Origin of the sequence: Acinetobacter sp. 2JN-4 (genome assembly GCF_003687745.1) — a bacterium.
GTDB lineage: Bacteria > Pseudomonadota > Gammaproteobacteria > Pseudomonadales > Moraxellaceae > Acinetobacter > Acinetobacter halotolerans.
Genome location: NZ_RDNY01000002.1, coordinates 200793 through 218559, shown reverse-complemented (window position 1 = coordinate 218559; position 17767 = coordinate 200793). Strand labels below are relative to the sequence as shown.

16 protein-coding genes are annotated in these 17767 nt (G+C 40.8%); 10 read left to right on the top strand and 6 right to left on the bottom strand.

Annotated features, from left to right (window positions below; all coding sequences use genetic code 11):
* The first annotated feature begins 448 nt into the window (after positions 1-448).
* The 4 genes from EAH57_RS03960 (at position 449) to EAH57_RS03945 (ending at position 4291) form a co-directional block, all read left to right on the top strand.
* The gene (locus EAH57_RS03960) at positions 449-991 is read left to right on the top strand and encodes a pilin (protein ID WP_416240485.1); all 543 of its coding nucleotides are present in this window, start codon (positions 449-451) and stop codon (positions 989-991) included.
* Positions 992-1174: 183 nt separating this feature from the next.
* Complete coding sequence (locus EAH57_RS03955) at positions 1175-1687, top strand: pilin (RefSeq protein ID WP_121928924.1); 513 nt, start codon at positions 1175-1177, stop codon at positions 1685-1687.
* 77 nt (positions 1688-1764) lie between these two features.
* Positions 1765-2499, top strand: a complete 735-nt coding sequence (tfpZ, locus tag EAH57_RS03950) for a TfpX/TfpZ family type IV pilin accessory protein (RefSeq protein WP_171407370.1) — start codon at positions 1765-1767, stop codon at positions 2497-2499.
* A gap of 154 nt (positions 2500-2653) precedes the next feature.
* On the top strand, positions 2654-4291 hold the full coding sequence (locus EAH57_RS03945) for an O-antigen ligase family protein (protein ID WP_121928922.1): 1638 nt from the start codon (positions 2654-2656) through the stop codon (positions 4289-4291).
* 54 nt (positions 4292-4345) lie between these two features.
* Here EAH57_RS03945 and bfr read toward each other — a convergent pair whose 3' ends face one another.
* The 6 genes from bfr to gmk all read right to left on the bottom strand — a co-directional run bounded on the left by bfr (position 4346) and on the right by gmk (position 9542).
* A complete protein-coding gene (gene bfr / locus EAH57_RS03940; RefSeq protein ID WP_004673178.1) occupies positions 4346-4810 on the bottom strand; it encodes a heteropolymeric bacterioferritin subunit Bfr in 465 nt (154 codons plus the stop codon).
* A 558-nt stretch (positions 4811-5368) separates the two neighbouring features.
* Entirely contained in the window at positions 5369-5563 is a 195-nt protein-coding gene (locus EAH57_RS03930; RefSeq protein WP_004673176.1) for a bacterioferritin-associated ferredoxin, read from the bottom strand.
* A 179-nt stretch (positions 5564-5742) separates the two neighbouring features.
* Positions 5743-6123 (bottom strand): RidA family protein, encoded by a 381-nt coding sequence (locus tag EAH57_RS03925; protein ID WP_121928920.1) that lies wholly within the window; start codon positions 6121-6123, stop codon positions 5743-5745.
* Between the two features lie 103 nt (positions 6124-6226).
* The gene (locus EAH57_RS03920) at positions 6227-8335 is read right to left on the bottom strand and encodes a RelA/SpoT family protein (protein WP_121928919.1); all 2109 of its coding nucleotides are present in this window, start codon (positions 8333-8335) and stop codon (positions 6227-6229) included.
* Between the two features lie 234 nt (positions 8336-8569).
* Positions 8570-8848, bottom strand: a complete 279-nt coding sequence (gene rpoZ, locus EAH57_RS03915) for a DNA-directed RNA polymerase subunit omega (protein WP_004673169.1) — start codon at positions 8846-8848, stop codon at positions 8570-8572.
* 70 nt (positions 8849-8918) lie between these two features.
* A complete protein-coding gene (gmk, locus tag EAH57_RS03910; protein ID WP_121928918.1) occupies positions 8919-9542 on the bottom strand; it encodes a guanylate kinase in 624 nt (207 codons plus the stop codon).
* 103 nt (positions 9543-9645) lie between these two features.
* On the opposite strand from gmk, the gene ispH reads away from it, so the two are divergent.
* The 6 genes from ispH (at position 9646) to EAH57_RS03880 (ending at position 17736) form a co-directional block, all read left to right on the top strand.
* Positions 9646-10596 (top strand): 4-hydroxy-3-methylbut-2-enyl diphosphate reductase, encoded by a 951-nt coding sequence (gene ispH / locus EAH57_RS03905; RefSeq protein ID WP_121928917.1) that lies wholly within the window; start codon positions 9646-9648, stop codon positions 10594-10596.
* Between the two features lie 141 nt (positions 10597-10737).
* Positions 10738-11235 (top strand): pilus assembly FimT family protein, encoded by a 498-nt coding sequence (locus EAH57_RS03900; protein ID WP_121928916.1) that lies wholly within the window; start codon positions 10738-10740, stop codon positions 11233-11235.
* Positions 11235-11777, top strand: a complete 543-nt coding sequence (pilV, locus tag EAH57_RS03895; RefSeq protein ID WP_121928915.1) for a type IV pilus modification protein PilV — start codon at positions 11235-11237, stop codon at positions 11775-11777. The genes EAH57_RS03900 and pilV overlap by 1 nt, the downstream gene beginning before the upstream one ends.
* Positions 11777-12781, top strand: a complete 1005-nt coding sequence (locus EAH57_RS03890) for a PilW family protein (RefSeq protein ID WP_121928914.1) — start codon at positions 11777-11779, stop codon at positions 12779-12781. The genes pilV and EAH57_RS03890 overlap by 1 nt, the downstream gene beginning before the upstream one ends.
* Positions 12781-13611: a PilX N-terminal domain-containing pilus assembly protein gene (locus EAH57_RS03885; protein WP_121928913.1), complete on the top strand. Its 831-nt coding sequence runs from the start codon at positions 12781-12783 to the stop codon at positions 13609-13611. The genes EAH57_RS03890 and EAH57_RS03885 overlap by 1 nt, the downstream gene beginning before the upstream one ends.
* A gap of 18 nt (positions 13612-13629) precedes the next feature.
* Entirely contained in the window at positions 13630-17736 is a 4107-nt protein-coding gene (locus EAH57_RS03880) for a pilus assembly protein (protein ID WP_121929131.1), read from the top strand.
* Positions 17737-17767 lie beyond the last annotated feature (31 nt).

Sequence of the window (17767 nt, the reverse complement as noted above, 5' to 3'; positions counted from 1 at the left end):
GTACAGTTCTAAATATTTCACCTTTGGCTGATGAATGAGAATGTTAGAAATTCAATGTTGGGGCGGATTTGCTCATATTTGATTGTGTCGTTTAATTAAGGGATATATCGCCTAGTGATAAACGGATGTTATTTGGCGATGAGTGGTAAGGTCAGTTACAATATTTTTTATGTGACCTACTTCGCTCAATTTTAAAACAATAAGAGCATCATCAAAATTGACTTTAAAATCCAAGACGGGTAATGAGAGAAAGCTGACATTATTTGTCATTTATCCTCGTAAAATGTCCAAACTGCATCAATTGTGAACAGGCGTAATATTGTTTTAAGTCTCTGTTTTTTTAAGTTAAAATTGGCTAAGCTAGGAGCTGGCATGAAACATGCTGAATACAAAGTAGCTGAATAAAGCTTATAAAAAATTTATACATTGGAGAAATGTTATGAACACAATGCAAAAGGGTTTTACCTTAATTGAATTAATGATCGTTGTTGCGATCATCGGTATTTTGGCTGCAGTTGCGATTCCTGCTTATCAAGATTATACAGTTCGTGCGAAAATCTCTGAAGTGATTGCAGCAGGTGCTTCTGCTAAATCTGCAATTTCTGAAGGTTTCCAAACCAATGGTATGGTTGGTGTTGATTCTGCTGCTACTGGAGTGGAAAAGGGGACTCGTGGTGTAGTTCCAACTCAGAGTGTAAGTAAGTATTTACAGTCGATTACAGCGGATAATGCTACTGGTACTCTTACACTCCAAACTACAGTAGATGATAGCTTACCAACAAGCTCAAGAACTAAAGATATCGTTATGGCACCTTATATTCTTGATGCTGCGGGAGCTGCTACAGCATTGGCTGATGGGCTTGAAGGTTCAGTACAATGGTCATGTATGAGTGAAACCACAGCTCAAGCAACTGCACGTGGATTTGCTACGGGTGCTCCTGCCGCAGCTGATGCTCTACCTGCTAAATTTGCACCTTCAGAATGTCGTTAATTTCTGATTAAAAACAATTATAAGAGAGTGCTTCGGCACTCTTTTTTAGGTTTGAATACTACAAAAAATGTCATAATTCGCCATAACTTGTTTTGTGCTAATGCCTAATTATATGATTTTGTTTAACTTAATGTTTGGCATGCTTCTTGATATATAAAATATATATGCTCAAGGAATAGCACAATGCAAAAGAGTCAGGGTTTTACTTTAATCGAGTTAATGATCGTGGTGGCGATTATCGGTATTTTAGCGGCAGTCGCTATTCCTGCGTATCAATACCAAGCGACACGAGCAAAAGTAAGTGAGGCATTGGTGATCGCAAGTGCAACTAAAACATTGGTCAGTGAAGCTTATTTGGTGGGTGGTATTGCTACGCTTGCGAGTACAGCAGCAGATTATAATGCGATTCCAGCAGCCAGCAAACAAACCCAATATGTGTCAAACATTCAAGTTTTAAATGATGGTGTGATTACACTGACTTTAACCAATAATACCAATGTGGGGCTTATAAGTGATGTTTTGGGAAAAACTTTGGTTTTAACACCGAATATAGATAAAGCAAAACTGATAGGAACATCTGAAGGTAGTATTGATTGGGCATGTGCGACGACAACTTCTACGAATGCAGTGGCAAAAGGCTTGGTTGCAGATTTAGGGACATTGCCAGCAGAATATGCGCCGTCAGAATGTCGTTAGGTATTACTTCAAATATATTTTTTTGGGGCTTAATCATTAAAAGTGTTTAGTCGCTTATATTTTTTATGTGGTTGAAAATGTCGAAACGTTTAAAATTTTTTCTAAGCCATTTATTTATTTCAGCAATGATTGCTTTAATCGTCGTAGGGCTTGTTTTCTTTGTTTGGTATCCAATGCCACTCGCCGAGGCGGTTGGGGTAACTGATATTTTTCTTATGCTGTTGGCGATTGATGTCATCGTCGGACCAGTGTTGGGGTGGGTCGTCTATAAAGAAGGCAAGAAAACCTTAAAAATGGATTTAAGCATTATTATTCTACTGCAACTCTCAGCTTTACTCTACGGCATCTATAGCATCGGTCAAGGTCGTCCAGTATGGCTGGCTTATAATGTTGATCGTTTTGAAGTTGTACGAAAAAATGAAATTATTGAGGATCATATTGAAAAAGCACGACCACAATATCAACAACCTTCATGGCTAAAACCACAGTTTGTTGGCGTTGCTTTCGCAAAAGACAATAACGTGCGTAGTGATGAAATGTTCCAAGAGTTATTTGCTGGTATTTCAATTGCACAAAAACCTGAACGATATGTACCGCTGATCGAAGTCAAAAAACAAATTCAACAACGCGCACAAAGTTTAGGGCAATTAAATTTGTTTAATAATAAAGTAGCTGTACAAAAAACTTTAGCCAAATACCCACAAGCCAATGCTTTCGTGCCACTCAAAGCCACAGCAGTCGATATGACAGTTCTTATCAATAAAGAAACAGGTGACGTAGTTAAAATCGTAGACCTAAGACCCTGGAAATAATTGAAAAGGGCGCTCCTATTGAGTTCATTGATCAAACGATGTGGGTAGACTTGATCATTCTCATCAATTAAAAAATGTAGTTTTTAATGCTGAATTGAGATCAATAAATGGCTTCGTTATATACTAGCGCGAAGCCTTATTTTTATTTAACCTTATGCATGCTCTATGTTTTCTTCTCGCCAGTGTTTTACTTGGCTTTGCGTGGCTATCGCCATTCCATACATACCCATGGGTGACTTTTTCTAGTGATCTCGCTGGTTTTGCTGCGGGTATTGCGCTCTTTACGCTGGCCTTAAATAAAAATATAAAAGTGCCTAAAGCGCAGTTATGGATGCTGCCTATCATTGTGATTCCAATATTACAATGGAGTTTAGGCTTAATTGGAGATCTGAGTGTTGCGTTACTGAGTTCATTTTACCTATTTACGTTTTGGTTAATGATTTTGCTCGGTTTTAACCTGTCGCTACAGCAACCAAACCGCCGTGAACAGTTGATGCAAGGGTTTAGTTATCTCGTGCTTGCAACGGCTCTGATCACCAGTTTAATGGCAATCATGCAATGGTTGAAATTGGAGTCTCATTTCAGCTTTATTAATCAATTGAGAGGCAATAGACCTTTTGCCAATTTTGGGCAACCAAACAATATGGCGACCTTTCTGATCGTAGGATTGTTTGGTGGGCTTTATCTTTATGAAAAACAAAAAGCAGCCTTATGGCTGCTGATTCCATCGAGTTTCTTAATTTTATTTGCGATTAGTTTAAGTCAGTCTAGAACGTCGTGGATGGTACTCATTTTTGTTTTTATTTATTGGATCTATAAACAACATAGAAATAGCCCCCGTCTGAATTTTCCTAAGCTGATTTTTTGGTGTGCAACTTTTGTATTGATGTCAGGTTACCTTTTACCGCTGTTGACGCAATGGATCGCAGCGGAACAGCTTACCGAAGTGGCCAAGACTGCCTCTATTGTTGATCGGGCGAGCCGAGGACATGAGCGTTTAGGAATGTGGATGCAAATCCTTCATGCGATCGCAGAACAGCCGTGGTGGGGCTATGGATGGAATCAAACCAGTGTGGCAGTGGTGGAGAGTCTTCAGTTCAATACGGTACAGGTTTGGTTTAATAGCTCGCATAATATTTTATTGGACTTACTGGTTTGGAATGGGATTCCACTTGGACTCTTGATCATTGGTTATATTGGACTGTGGTTGTTTTGGTTAAATCAACGAAGCAACGAGACTGTTTCGATTATTGCGATGTTGATGGTCGTTGCGATTCTGATTCATGCCATGCTTGAGTTTCCGCAACGTTACGCTTATTTCTTATTGCCATTGGGCTTCTTATTGGGTCTGATTCAGTCGCAAACACCGAATTTAAAAGGCATCGAAATACATAAGAATATTATTCGTTGTGTCTGGGTGTTGAGTCTTATTGTGCTTCTGCTTATTTGGCGGGACTATAAGCTCTATCAAGATAATAGCCGTTTGGCTTTTGCGAAAAAGCCACCGACTGCTCATATTTTGGGTAGTTCAGAAATTCTATTATTAACTCAGTTTGAGTGGCGTCTCAATTGGATTGCACTCTCACCCAATACAGTGATGTCTGAGCATGAATTAATGATGATCGGCAAAATGGTGAAGAATAAAGCAACCCCGTTTAATCTGAAAAAATATGCGCAGTTGCTGGCATATAATGGTAGAGAGGCTGAAGCACAGCAATATATTGAGATTTGGAATCGATTTTATAAAAAGCAACTGACTTTAGAGCAAGTGATCGGTCAGTCCAAAAAGTAAAACCAATCCACTCCTCCCTTTCTAAAAGGGAGGCTGGGAGGGATTTAAAATTTGTTAAATTTGACTTTGAATATAGTTTTCGATGCCAACTTTTTCGACTAAATCAAGTTGAGTATCGAGCCAGTCTAGATATTCTTCTTCTTTCTCTAAGATTTCTTGGACTAAATCGCGTGTTACATAATCCTGCTCAACCTCAGCAAGCTCAACTGCTTGCTGAATCGTCGCGATATTTTCTTTAACTTTGCGAATATCACAATTCAACACTTCTTCGGTGTGCTGACCGATATACAATTTGCCGAGATGTTGCAGATTCGGTAAACCTTCTAAAAATAAAACACGTTCAATGATTTTATCGGCATGTTTCATTTGGCGAATAGATTCTTTGTATTCTGCTGAACCGAGCTGTTCGATGCCCCAATCATTAAACATACGAGAATGTAAAAAATATTGGTTAATTGCAGTTAAATGATGATAAAGCACCTGATTCAGCTGATTGATCACTTCACGATTGCCTTTCATTGCGCTTGCTCCATAAAACACCAAGTTGATGCCGTAATAGGGTCTGCTGGCATTTCAACCATGCATTGCGTTATAAGATAAAACAATACAAACAAGGCATGAAACGTAGGCAATGGCGATTCCCTTGTCAAGTTTCATAACGAAGTTTGGAGCAGTTTTAGCTATAACCCTTTGGGACAGGGGTATTTTTTGCCGTTACTTCGTTATGCTTTACTTATTTAGAATGGCTAAATTGCGTAAATCATGCCTTGTACCGTCAGAAAAATACCCACTGTCGCAAGCATCTGTGAAATACCAACAGACCCTTATTAAGGCAATTTATATGATTTTAATCAACAAACAGGGTTATGGCGAGTAATTTATAGAACGGCAAATGAAAATCACAATCATGAGGAGTTCGACGCTCAGAGGGGTGATGATAGCGACCTAAGAAAATGGAAGTCTTGCAAGAACATTATTTTTTTATAAAAAAACCGCTTAGATGAAGAGGGGTTAAGGTTCGACAAGAAGCGGTGGAGTCGTAAACACGAATGGAATTTGTTTTAAGGTCTAAATAAGTCAGGCTGCAACAGAGATGCGTGCTGCGATTTCAGCGAGTTCTTCACTGATAATAGCACGTGCTTCAGGAACACAACGTCCACAGCAAGTTCCTAAGCCAAGTTGTTCGCGGATTTCACGATAGCTCTCTGTACCGTTAGCAACGGCATCTTTGATATCTTGATCGGTGATTCCACGACATAAACAGACATACATGGCAGACTATTCACAAATATAAATGCGATAATTGATATTATTGATAATTGTTATCGTTTGTCAATGAATTTCATTCGAATAGCGGATAGATTCTTATTGGGAATTTGAATAAAAAAACACCACTTTATCGGTGGTGTCTATGTTTTTTATTTATGCTATTGAAAAATATGAATTAAAAATTATGGAATAATCACAATACCATCCATTTCCACCAGTGCATTTTTAGGTAAGCTTGCAACGCCAAGTGCGGCACGTGCAGGGTAGGGCTGAGCGAAGTATTCACCCATAATCTGATTGACCAGCTGGAAGTGAGACAGGTCGGTGAGGAAAATGTTGAGTTTGGCGATGTCTGCTAAGCTACCACCAGCAGCAGTACATACAGCTTTTAGATTGTCAAAAACCCGACGAATCTGAGCCTCAATGCCATCCACGAGTTCCATACTGTATGGGTCTAAGCCAATTTGACCTGAAAGATAGAGTGTATTGCCAACAAGAATTGCTTGAGAATATGTTCCGATCGCAGCAGGGGCGTGTTCAGTATGAATAACTTGACGTGACATTAAGCTCTCCTATGTCATTATTTTCTATCTTAAGCAAAGCGACTTTAACACAAAAGCATAGCTGCGAAACGACTGAGTACTGCCGAGTCGTTTTCAGATAGTTTTAAACCACTTTAGCGACTTCTGGCTGGACGATCGGTATATTTAAGCGTTCAATGCGCGGGAAATTCAGATGCATACGCAAGTCACGAATAATTTGTGCAAGTTGTTTTCGATTGTTCACCACGATATTGACGTAGGTCTTTTGATCTTGTGAGTGAACCATTTCGACCCCGGTCTTTGCCTTACGACATTGGTAGATCAGATCAGAAATTTGTTCATCGTTCATGGCCATGTGAATACATAAATAAGCACTAAAACGAACATCATCGATTTCTTCTGATTGCCAGTATAAAGGCATGATATTTTCAGGGTGTTGGTTTTGTTCGTGCAGCAAATTACGACAGCGTGAGCGATGTACGATTAAACCGCGACGTGACAAATGACCTTGGATCGGATCACCCAATACTGGGTTACAACAATGCGCATATTTTACATCGACGCCTTCAGTACCGAGAATTAAGCGATCTGAGCTTTCATGAACATGTGAATATTGATCTTGAGCGAATAGGTGATTTGCCACCAATTGAGGTAGTAGGTCGCCGACAGCGATCTGTTCAAATAAGGTATCTTTACTGCTTAAATGTCGCCACTCTAAAACATTGATCCAATCATTTTGAGAAAGATCGTTGATTGAACGATGGAATAATTTTAAGGCTCGATTCAGTGCTTGTTGACCGACTAAACGTTGCTCATCAATATCTTGATCTCTAAGCATGTTTTGCAATGCACGACGTGCTTTTTGCGTGTTAATAAAGCTCAGCCAATCTGGATTTGGCGTGGCCAATACATCGGTAATGATCTCAACCACTTGACCGCTATGTAGTGGCGTGGATAAGGGGCGAATTTCACCATCCACTTTGGCACCCACAGCATGGTTACCTAGAAACAAGCTGGCCGAATAAGCGAAGTCGACTACAGTTGCGCCTTGCGGCAGTTCATGTAACTGTCCATGCGGAGTGTATACCCAAATTTTTTCTTGATGTAAATAATCAAGTAAATCGCTAAATGTGGTTTTGGCACAATCACTGTCGATTAAGGTGTTCAAGTTTTGCATAGACGCTTGAATCGCTGATCGACAAGCCTGAGGTGCATTTTCACCCAACACCACACCAAAGCGTGCGGCTTTACGCATCAATTCAGTTTGAATGGTGAGCGACAGTGTGGTTTTTTCGCCTTTAAGCTTAATCATTAGCGACTGATTGCCGCCAGGTAAAGGGCGGCGAATATGGTCTCGATATTGTAAGACTTGAAAATTATCTTTCAGTGCAGTGACCAGACGGTCGCAATCCGCAATGCTTTGTAAAACGATTTCAAAGGCGTGGCTATGACTCAGTTCATTTAAATCAATTTCATTTTTTACAAAGTGACGTAGCAATTCGATATTATTATTTTTCTTTTTAATTCGACCTTTTATCTTATGGTTTTCTAATAAATCGGATAATTTTTGTTCCCAAATGGTTTGATATTCACAGCGTTTAGGTTTGGTTTCTAATAGTGCGGTTTGTATGTCATTGAACATGTCGAGATCAAGATTTTGATAACATAGATGTTCTAGGTTATCTGCCATCTCATTCATGCCCACAAGACGTGCCATAGGCACAAAGATATCAAACGTCTCTTGTGCAATCCGAGCACGTTTGTCTGGGCGCAGCGCGCCTAGCGTGGTCATATTATGATAGCGATCTGCAAGTTTAATAATAATGACACGAGGATCTTGTAAGGTGGCTTGCAGGATTTTTCGGAAGGATGCGGCTTTGTTATATTCTTTATCACTGGAGTGGCTGAGTTTGGTCACACCATCGACAAGTTCGGCGACGACCAAGCCAAATTTTTCTCCAATCTCATCTTTGCTAAATTCAGTGTCTTCAATCACATCATGTAATAGTGCAGCCATAAGCGTATCTGCATCGAGACGCATATGTGCCAAGATACAGCTTACCGCAATAGGGTGTAAGACATAGGGTTCGCCACTTTTACGGGTAATACCGCTATGTGCTAAATCGGCAAAATCACAGGCAGCAAGCACACGCAGGACATCGCTATCTTTGAGATAGGCATCAATAATTACTTTTAACTGTTGCTTGGCTTGGCTGACCTCTTCGCCTGGCATAGAAAAACACCTTTTATAACATGAATTCGAGAATGATAACGTCTATGGATATTTGCTTTAGCTTCTAATGAAAAGCATATTGCCAAACTTGTCAATTTGTTCAGAAGAAAAAAACGAAAATTTTTCCAATCAAGGAAATTGCTTTTATCAATATAGAACAGGATCTACTGACATTTCAACAAACAAAAAAGCCCAGTGTCTTCACAATGGGCTTCTATGCAAAGTAAATTCGACTTAGAAAGAAAAACCTTCTAAGTTTAATGAATTTGTAGACAATACCATATCAAGATTTGACGTTTGGTAGTCTTGATCGCGTTGTTTCAAAATGTCTTTAGTCACATGACCCATCGCAATTTCGCGTAAAGCAACGACGGTTGGTTTGTCATTATCCCATTCTACAGTGGGTTCCATTCCTTGACGTGCGAGTTGACGTGCACGTTTACTCGCCACCAGTACCAACTCAAAACGGTTATCTACGTGGTCTAAACAATCTTCAACGGTTACACGTGCCATAAGTAGTCTCGTTTGAACAATACATCTGAAATGACTAAGTAGTATAAAAGGCTTTTGAGTAAGACTCAAGCTATTCGCGATGGAGCGTAATTAAATTCTCGATCAATTGTTGATGACGATTACTTTGCTGCAATGTTACTAAACGGTTGGCGCTGATAATCGATTCTAGATCATGTACAGCTTTATTGAAGTCATCATTGATAATCACGTAGTCAAAACTAGCAAAATGACGCATATCTTCCACGGCACAACTGAGACGATGCTTAATCACTTCAACTGAATCTGTGCCACGGTTGGACAGGCGTTGTCTTAAATCGTACTGTGTTGGAGGCAGAATAAAGATTTGTTTTGATTCTGGAAAAAGTCGACGAACTTGCTCAGCACCTTGCCAGTCAATCTCTAATAATACATCGTGACCTTGTTGTAGTTGTGCTTTGACGGTGGCTTGGGAAGTCCCATAATAATTGCCAAAGACTTCTGCATATTCAATAAATCCACCCTGTTCAACTTGGGCTAAAAAATCTTCTTTAGTGGTAAAATGATAGTGAACACCATCTAATTCGCCAGGACGTTGGTCGCGAGTTGTGTGCGAGACTGAAACATGAAGGTTGCTGACTCGATCGAGTAGGGCTTTCACTAAAGATGTTTTGCCTGTTCCTGAGGCCGCAGAAACGACAAACAATAGACCCGACATGATACTTTCCTGATATGATAAAATATCTTGGCTATTGTAGTGTAGCGTGCTGCTAAACGAAATAGTTTGGTATAAATATTCAGATGCTTAGAGTGAGGATGTTATGGAAATCGTGTTAGCCAATCCACGGGGTTTTTGTGCTGGTGTTGACCGTGCTATAGCAATCGTCAATCGCGCACTCGAATGTTTTAATCCACCGATTTATGTACGCCACGAAGTAGTACACAATAAATTTGTGGTCGATGATTTACGTCAGCGCGGTGCAGTTTTTGTCGATGAACTTGATCAAGTGCCTGATGATTCGATCGTGATTTTTAGCGCGCATGGTGTTTCAAAGGCCGTACAGATAGAAGCTGAACAGCGTGGTTTAAAGGTATTTGATGCAACTTGCCCATTAGTGACTAAAGTCCATATAGAAGTCACTCGCTATGCGCGTGAAGGGGTAGAAGCGATCCTGATTGGGCATGAAGGTCATCCAGAAGTTGAAGGCACGATGGGACAATATGATATGTCCAAAGGTGGCGCGATCTATTTGGTTGAAGATGAGCAAGATGTTGAAGCATTGATGGTGAAACATCCTGAAAAAGTTGCTTTTGTTACGCAAACCACGCTGTCAATCGACGATACAGCAAAGGTGATTGATGCTTTGCGGCTTAAGTTTCCACAGATTCAAGGCCCGCGTAAGGATGATATTTGTTATGCCACTCAGAACCGTCAGGATGCAGTGCGGGATTTAGCTGAGCAATGTGATGTGGTGCTAGTGGTTGGTTCTCCGAATTCTTCTAATTCTAATCGTTTACGCGAGTTGGCTGAACGTATGGGGAAATCTGCTTATTTGGTTGATAACGCGGATCAGCTTGAGCAAGTTTGGTTTAAAGCGGACAGCAAAATTGGTGTGACGGCTGGTGCATCAGCGCCTGAAATTTTAATTAAACAAGTGATCCAACGCTTACAAGATTGGGGTGCAACACCGCCTAAAGAGTTACAAGGTACAGAAGAAAATATTACCTTTAGTCTGCCAAAAGAGCTGCGTATACAGGTGATACAAGCCTAATTTTATTAGAAAAATGTGAACTAGGAACGGATGGATTACACTCCATCCGTTTTTTTTTGGTTCTCATCTGCTTTGTATTGGTTCTGTAAAAATAAAATTTAATATAGAGCTAATAAATTTAAAAAAAATTGGTACAAAGTAATGGGGAAAGGTCGGGGATTCACCTTAATCGAGTTGATGGTGACGATTGCTGTTTTGGCGATTGTCGCGATGATGGCTGTGCCTAGTTTTGGCAATATGGTGGCGAGACAAAAATTAAATGCAGCAACTCGTGAACTCACACTTGCGATTAATCAAGCAAAATCACAAGCAGCTTTGATGAAAACAACGGTAGCCGTATGTCTAAACCGAATCAATACGGATGATGACTTTAATAAAGATAAATGTGCGACAGCTCTGATTCCAGGTTATGCAGCATTGGCAAACGCAGATCAACAAGAAGTTCGGAACACGCGAGTTATTTCCGTACAGATCGACCCTCAAGTTGCGATTGAATCTACCAGTGCAGAGATGATTTTGTTCAATGATGTCGGAAGTGCAACTACCGCTGAAACATTTAGTTTCTGTAAGTCAGCTCAAAACAGAACAATAGAAGTAACAAGATTAGGCAATGTTCGACAAGTTGCAGGGGCGTGTTAATGAATATTAATAAACATCAACAAGGTGTGGGGCTGGTAGAAGTACTGGTTGCTTTGTTGTTATTAGCAGTTGGGGTTCTAGGGTATACCATTTTGCAACTTCGCGCGGTAGATGCATCTAGTGAGGCATTAGCTCGTTCTCAAGGAATGCTCATTTTACGTGGGTTGGCTGAAAATATGCGTGCAAACCCCGATGCACAAACGAATTATCCTGCGGCTGTGAGAGCTTATACCAATATTACGGCAACACCGACATCACCTAGTAACGCGTGTTTCAATCCCACCTCTGCCTGTACTCCTACGCAAATGGCAACTTATGACGCTTTTATGGCTGCACGAACAGCATTTGAAATTGGTATGAATATTACGATGGATACCTGTCCAGGTGTGATAGCTGCACCTGTACAACGGCAATGTTTATTTGCTGCATGGGGAGATACAGAGCTTAGCGCAACCAATACAGCTGCGGATGTAAGTGAGTGTATGGGAGCAACAGGTGTGTATGTGAATCGCTCAAGTTGCTTAATGATGGAGGTGTATTAATGAAAACTCCACATTATGTTGATTCGAAGCCGATACAACAGCAGGGTTTTACGCTTATTGAATTGATGGTGGCGTTGGCGTTGGGTTTGCTTGTGACTGCCGCTGCGGTGCAGCTTTTTACGGGTGGATTTCTTGCTTCTCGTATGCAAGAAGCAAATGCTGAACTGCAAAATAGTGGTGTCTTTGGTTTAGATTATGTCGCACGTGATATTCGTTTGGCGAATTATATAAATACAGCTTTCCCAGAGTTGAATGACCAAACGCCATGGGGCGGAATTGTATTGACCGCTATAGATGCAACAACCTCTAATGCAAACTTACCTATTCCTGCCACAGCACCTTTTATTTCAAAGGGTCTATTAAGTCACAGTATTGGGACTGGCGATACACTTAGTACAACTTTACATGAATGGCAAGGTTTGTCGAACGTTGATGTCGAAAGTGATCAATTAACTATTCAGTTTGTTGCACCGAATGCGATGGTGAATTGTGAAGGGGAAAATGTACAAGCAGGTGATTACGTCATTCAGCGATATTTTTTAAGACGTGCAAATGCGGCTTTAACGACGGGCACGGATTACGGATTGGCTTGTGATGCAAATAGACCAACGCCAGCAGGTACAGCAGCCGTTGCAAAACCGACATCCATTACAGGGTTCGGTGGGGCAGGTGAGTTAATTATGCCTCGAGTTGATCATTTCGTGGTGCAGGTTGGGACTAAGGACTCAACAGGTAATATGGCGTATTACACAATTAATCAATACCGTACGATGGCCGCTGCTGCTCATGCGGCAGCTATACCCACTGTCCCACCTCGAATTGTTTCAGTCAAATTAGCAGTATTGGTACGTTCAACAGATAACACTCGGAATAACGCAATTGATTTGTCTAGACGAATTGATCTGTTAAACCAAAATGTCGCACTCACTGACACTAATACTCGTTTTGCTCGCCGTGTATATAGCACTGTTGTCACATTTAGAAATGGGTTGGGAGAAAAATGATGAGCTTAAAACAACCCTATCGCCAACAACGTGGTGCAACACTGATCGTTGTCTTAATCATCTTGCTTGTTGTGACGATTATTGGCGTCGTCGCAATACGTGTAGCTATGACTTCACTGAATATTGCAACCAACAGTCAAATAGGACAGTTACTATTACAAACCAGTGATACGCCGACTAACTATTTCTTAAATCGAACCAATTATAAGGATATTACCTCGGTTATGAATGTTGTGGGTAAGGTGATCGATGATCAAAAAGATCCTTTGAGTCATGGGCGGGAATATATTTTCTGTTATCGCCCGACTGAGGCTCTACAAGTCGGCAGTATCCTAGATGTAACAGTTTTAGTTCCACCAGAGACAACTGACCCTGATGAAACAAAAGCAACGATAGGCCCAACTGAAAGTAATCGTAGTGGTTTTTGTGATTTAGAGCAGGACTTTGGCAGTGCGCGTGAAGCTGTCGTGACACAAGTTGCGGTGAAATATATCAATGCCGCAAATGATACGACGCCTGGTGCAGATTTAGCTCGAAATACGGATACCAGTAAAGATGCCAATGTTCAACAAGGTAAAGTAGATGGTCGTGTTCGCATCACATCAACCGCAATTTTACCCAATTATTCCAGTATGAACTTGGCAGATGTACAAGAAGATTGCATCGGCAATGCAAGTGATGTCGGGTATATCAACGACAATGTCGATGATGGTTTACAAACTAAGCGAACAGTTGCGGATTGTTTGCGTGATTATGGTATTCCCGTAAATACACAGGTTCAAGAGATTGATCTGATGACACGCTACGTCGAAGAAACTGCACCAGAATAAATAAATGGGAGAATGATGATGAAAAGACAAAAAAATAGATTAGATTTCCAGCATTATGCTCGCCATTTTTCGTATGGTGCATCGTTTGTTTGGGCATTTACAGGGACAATGTTGGTTGCGGCATCAGTTGCCCAAGCCAGTGATATGCAGATCTATGCTGTACCAACGGCAGGTAAAAAAACCATTGTGATGATGTTGGATACATCAGGGTCGATGGGGCCAAGTAGTCAAAATACTTATAGTTTTAATGATTATGGTATTAACTCTAATTATGATTCAGATTGTAATCAGACACCTGCTAATGGAAATTCACTTTCATCTTTTGTTAACAAAAAAAATTATTATGTTGGTTCTGACCCAACCGTATCTAGTCCTTATGATTATAAGCGTAATTTTTGCTATTTTTCGACAAGTGGAGCAACGGCGACAATCAAAAAGACTCCAGAAAATGGTGGATGTGAAGCGCAAAAAAATTCAAGTGGAACAATTACAGGCTATCGTTGCTACGATCGTTTAACTCGTCTGAAAGATGGTATGTTTGCATTTTTAGATAGTAATAGTAACGACAAGCTTCCTACGGCAAGAGTTGGGCTTGGGCATTATTCTATTAATAGCGGTAAGGCAGGCAAAATATTGGTGGCTGCTGAGGCGTTAGGTGCGGTTGGATCGAGTCAGCGTAATCTTTTAAAAGCGAAGGTTGCGGGCTTAAGTGCGAGCAGTAGTACGCCTACAGCAAATGCTTTTGCAGAAGCAGCGGCTTATCTGATGGGAACATCAACTGTTGCACCTGTTGAGATACAGGTCGATGTTTATAAAAAGGAAACAGTCACTTACGAATGTACTAATAGAAGTTATCCATATTTAGATGTATCTCGGGGGCGTTGTTGGGATGATCGTCGTATGAGGAGCTGGGATGAGTATATTTCAGCGACTTACTATAATCCTCCAAGAATAACTTATTACCGTTGTGACAGTTTGAGTAGTACCAATTTTACCACTAGTACACAACCTTGTAGTACTGGTGGTTGGGCTTCTTTGGGGCCGACCCCACCATCTGATTTGGGAGATTATACGAATAACGGTGCTGATGTTTTTTATAAGACTGAACCACAAGTGGGTACTAATGATTACAGTGGTTTTAGTGCTGCCGATGACGCATTAAAAAATGCAACTAAAACGGCATATAAATCACCGTTACCAGCAGCGGCAGATCGAGTCAGTTGCGATGGTCAGGGGATCTATATTCTATCTGATGGTATTCCTACAAATAATGCTCAGTCTAATATCTTGGCCACAGCATTACAAGAAAGCTCTTTTAGTGCTTCAGGAGGGTTAAGTGGTGGTACTAACTGGGATTATATGAGTAACTTTGCTAAGGCATTATTTAATGGTGGTAACATTAAAGCTGACCCTAGTAATGCAACTAATCCAGTCAATGTACCGATTCAAACGGCATTTGTCGGGTTTGGTGCTGTATTAAATAGCTTGGGTTCAGATGATGCAAAAAATGCTTGTAAAATGACTTCTCGAACTCAAGCAGATCGCGACGGTGATGATGCTTGTTCTCCGAATCAAGCAACGAATGCAGTTGCTTCACCTGGTTATGGAAATGGCGGGTTTTTTCCAGTACAAACTGCTGAAGGGGTTACAAAAAGTGTAATTACCTTTCTTGCTAATTTAGGTAAAGCACCGCTTGAACCGTTAACTACAGGTGCAATCTCTGTACCTGCGGATGCACTCAGCCCATCGGGATTACAGCCTTATGGTTATTTGCGTGCTTTAGAGCCAAACCCACAAAGTAATAACATGGTTTGGGCAGGTAATTTAAAACGTTATAAAGTCGTGTTGACTGGTGCAAATGCAGGGGCATTTGCTGGTGAAAACGGTACATCCTTGGTGTATAACTCGTCAGGTGCATTTAACACAGGCACAAAAGATTTATGGAACAGTAGTGCTGTCTATGATGGGAGAAGTTATACAGATGGCGGTATTATCAGCTTGGGTGGAGCGTCTTCTCGTGTGCCGATGCCGATTTTAGGTCAGGCTGAAGACTTAACCAAAGTGCCAAAACAATATGCGTTTAAAGCCAATGAAAATGCCTTAAGACGTTTATTTACAAATGTCACTATGAATAGTAGTGATGAATTAATAAGTAAAGATAATAAGGGTGATTTACTGAGTATCCCTATTGGTGATGCTGAAAATGAGATCCCGACAACAGGTATTGCTGCCTATGTACTGGAAAAGTTTAATGAACAAGAGGTTCTTAAAGCGTTTTCGATCTTGGAAAAACAAAAACTTTTAAATTATCTGGGTTTTAGTGTTGCGTTGAATGAGAGTGATACAGCTTTGCCTGAAACTTTGAACACACCTGCTGTACCGCATTTGGCAATGGGTGGCAGTGTGCATTCATTTCCTGTGCAGTTAACTTACTCGGGTACATTGGATGCTTCAGGTCAACTCACTAGTACCCGTCAACAGTCAATTTTATACGGTACGATGGATGGTGGGTTGCATCTTGTGGATCATGAAACAGGCGTTGAACAAATGGTGTTTGTTCCTTCAGAGTTCATAAGAAATCCTGTTAGCTCTAAAGCCTTGGTTAAAGGAGCAAGTGATGACATTGCACCTATACATGGTGTTGATGGTGCATGGGTAGCAGATGCATTATACAAATCTCAGAAAGCAACAAATGCGACAGATGCCCATAAAGTACAAGCACGCCAGATGAATGTGTATGGTGGATTGCGTATGGGAGGGGAGAGTTATTATGGCTTGGATGTTTTAAACCCTAAAAAACCTAAACTCCTATTTAGAATAGGGCGTGATCAAAGTGATTTTAGCCGTATGGGGCAATCTTGGTCTAAACCTGTGATTGCAAATATTCGTTATGATGATGAAATTCGCCGTGTCATGATTGTGGGTGGTGGCTACGATATGCGCTATGAAAGCCCAACCTTTGCTTTAACAGGAGAAGATACTGCCCAAGGTAATGCAATTTATATTGTTGATGCCAAAACAGGTGAGCGTTTATGGTGGGCAAGCAGTACAGGGGCAAATACCAATAACAGTGATATGAAACATAGTATCGTGAGTCGTGTCAGTGCGATTGATCGAAATGCAGATGGATTAATTGATCATCTTTATTTTGGTGATTTGGGCGGTCAGGTTTTCCGTGCAGATTTAAATAATGCAGTTGGAACAACAACAGCAAACTTCGGTAAACGAGTGGCACGTTTGGCAAATCTTGCGACGACTACAACAGGAACTGCTTTGACTGGTGGTAAAAATCCACGATTCTATCAAGCTCCAACAGTAACGATTCATGATCAAGGTGCTGAGACTTTTATGTTGATTGGTCTCGCATCAGGCAATCGCAGCACACCATTAGATGTTTATCCATTACGAGGACGTGATGGTATGTCACCAGCGAGTGCGCTCAATGATCGTTTAGTCAATAATGTGTATGGTGTCATTGACCGTGATTTTATTAAGACAAACCTCATTAGTGGTACACCAACATTAGATACAGAGGATTTAAATCTCTCTAATTTAGAAGAAAATCCACAATTGTTGACAACGAATATTATTGGTACATTTGTGGGTACATCTGCCACACGAGATGGTTGGTATCGCTCGTTGTCTAGTAATAGCAAAGGTGAAGAACGAGCTGATAATAGTTTCCGTATAGCAGGTGGTATGAAATCCTTTGAAGAACCAATTGCATTGACAGGTAACTTGATTGTTCCTGTTTACGACCCACAAGGTACGGGTATTGCACAACAAGACCCATGTAAACCTCGTGTGATTGGTGAAACAGATAGTCAACGCTTTTGCTTACCTTATGGTGTTTGTCTTAAGTCAGATGGTACCGTGAATCTCGCACGAGAAGGTGGTACTGGCTTTCAAACGACAACGGAAGACTGCCCGCCTAATGTCACTGAGTGTAATAAAAATGTGATCGGCGGGGGAATTGTTGGCTTGGCACCAGTGCCAATTAAAGAACCAACATCAACAAATCCATGTCCAGATTTCTCTATTGCTGGGAACGAAAAGGGGAATGGAATTTGGAATTGTATTCCGACGATTAATCCAACTCGATGGTATGAAAGATGGAAAAAATAACGCAAGGAAATACAAAATTCTTTCAATCGAC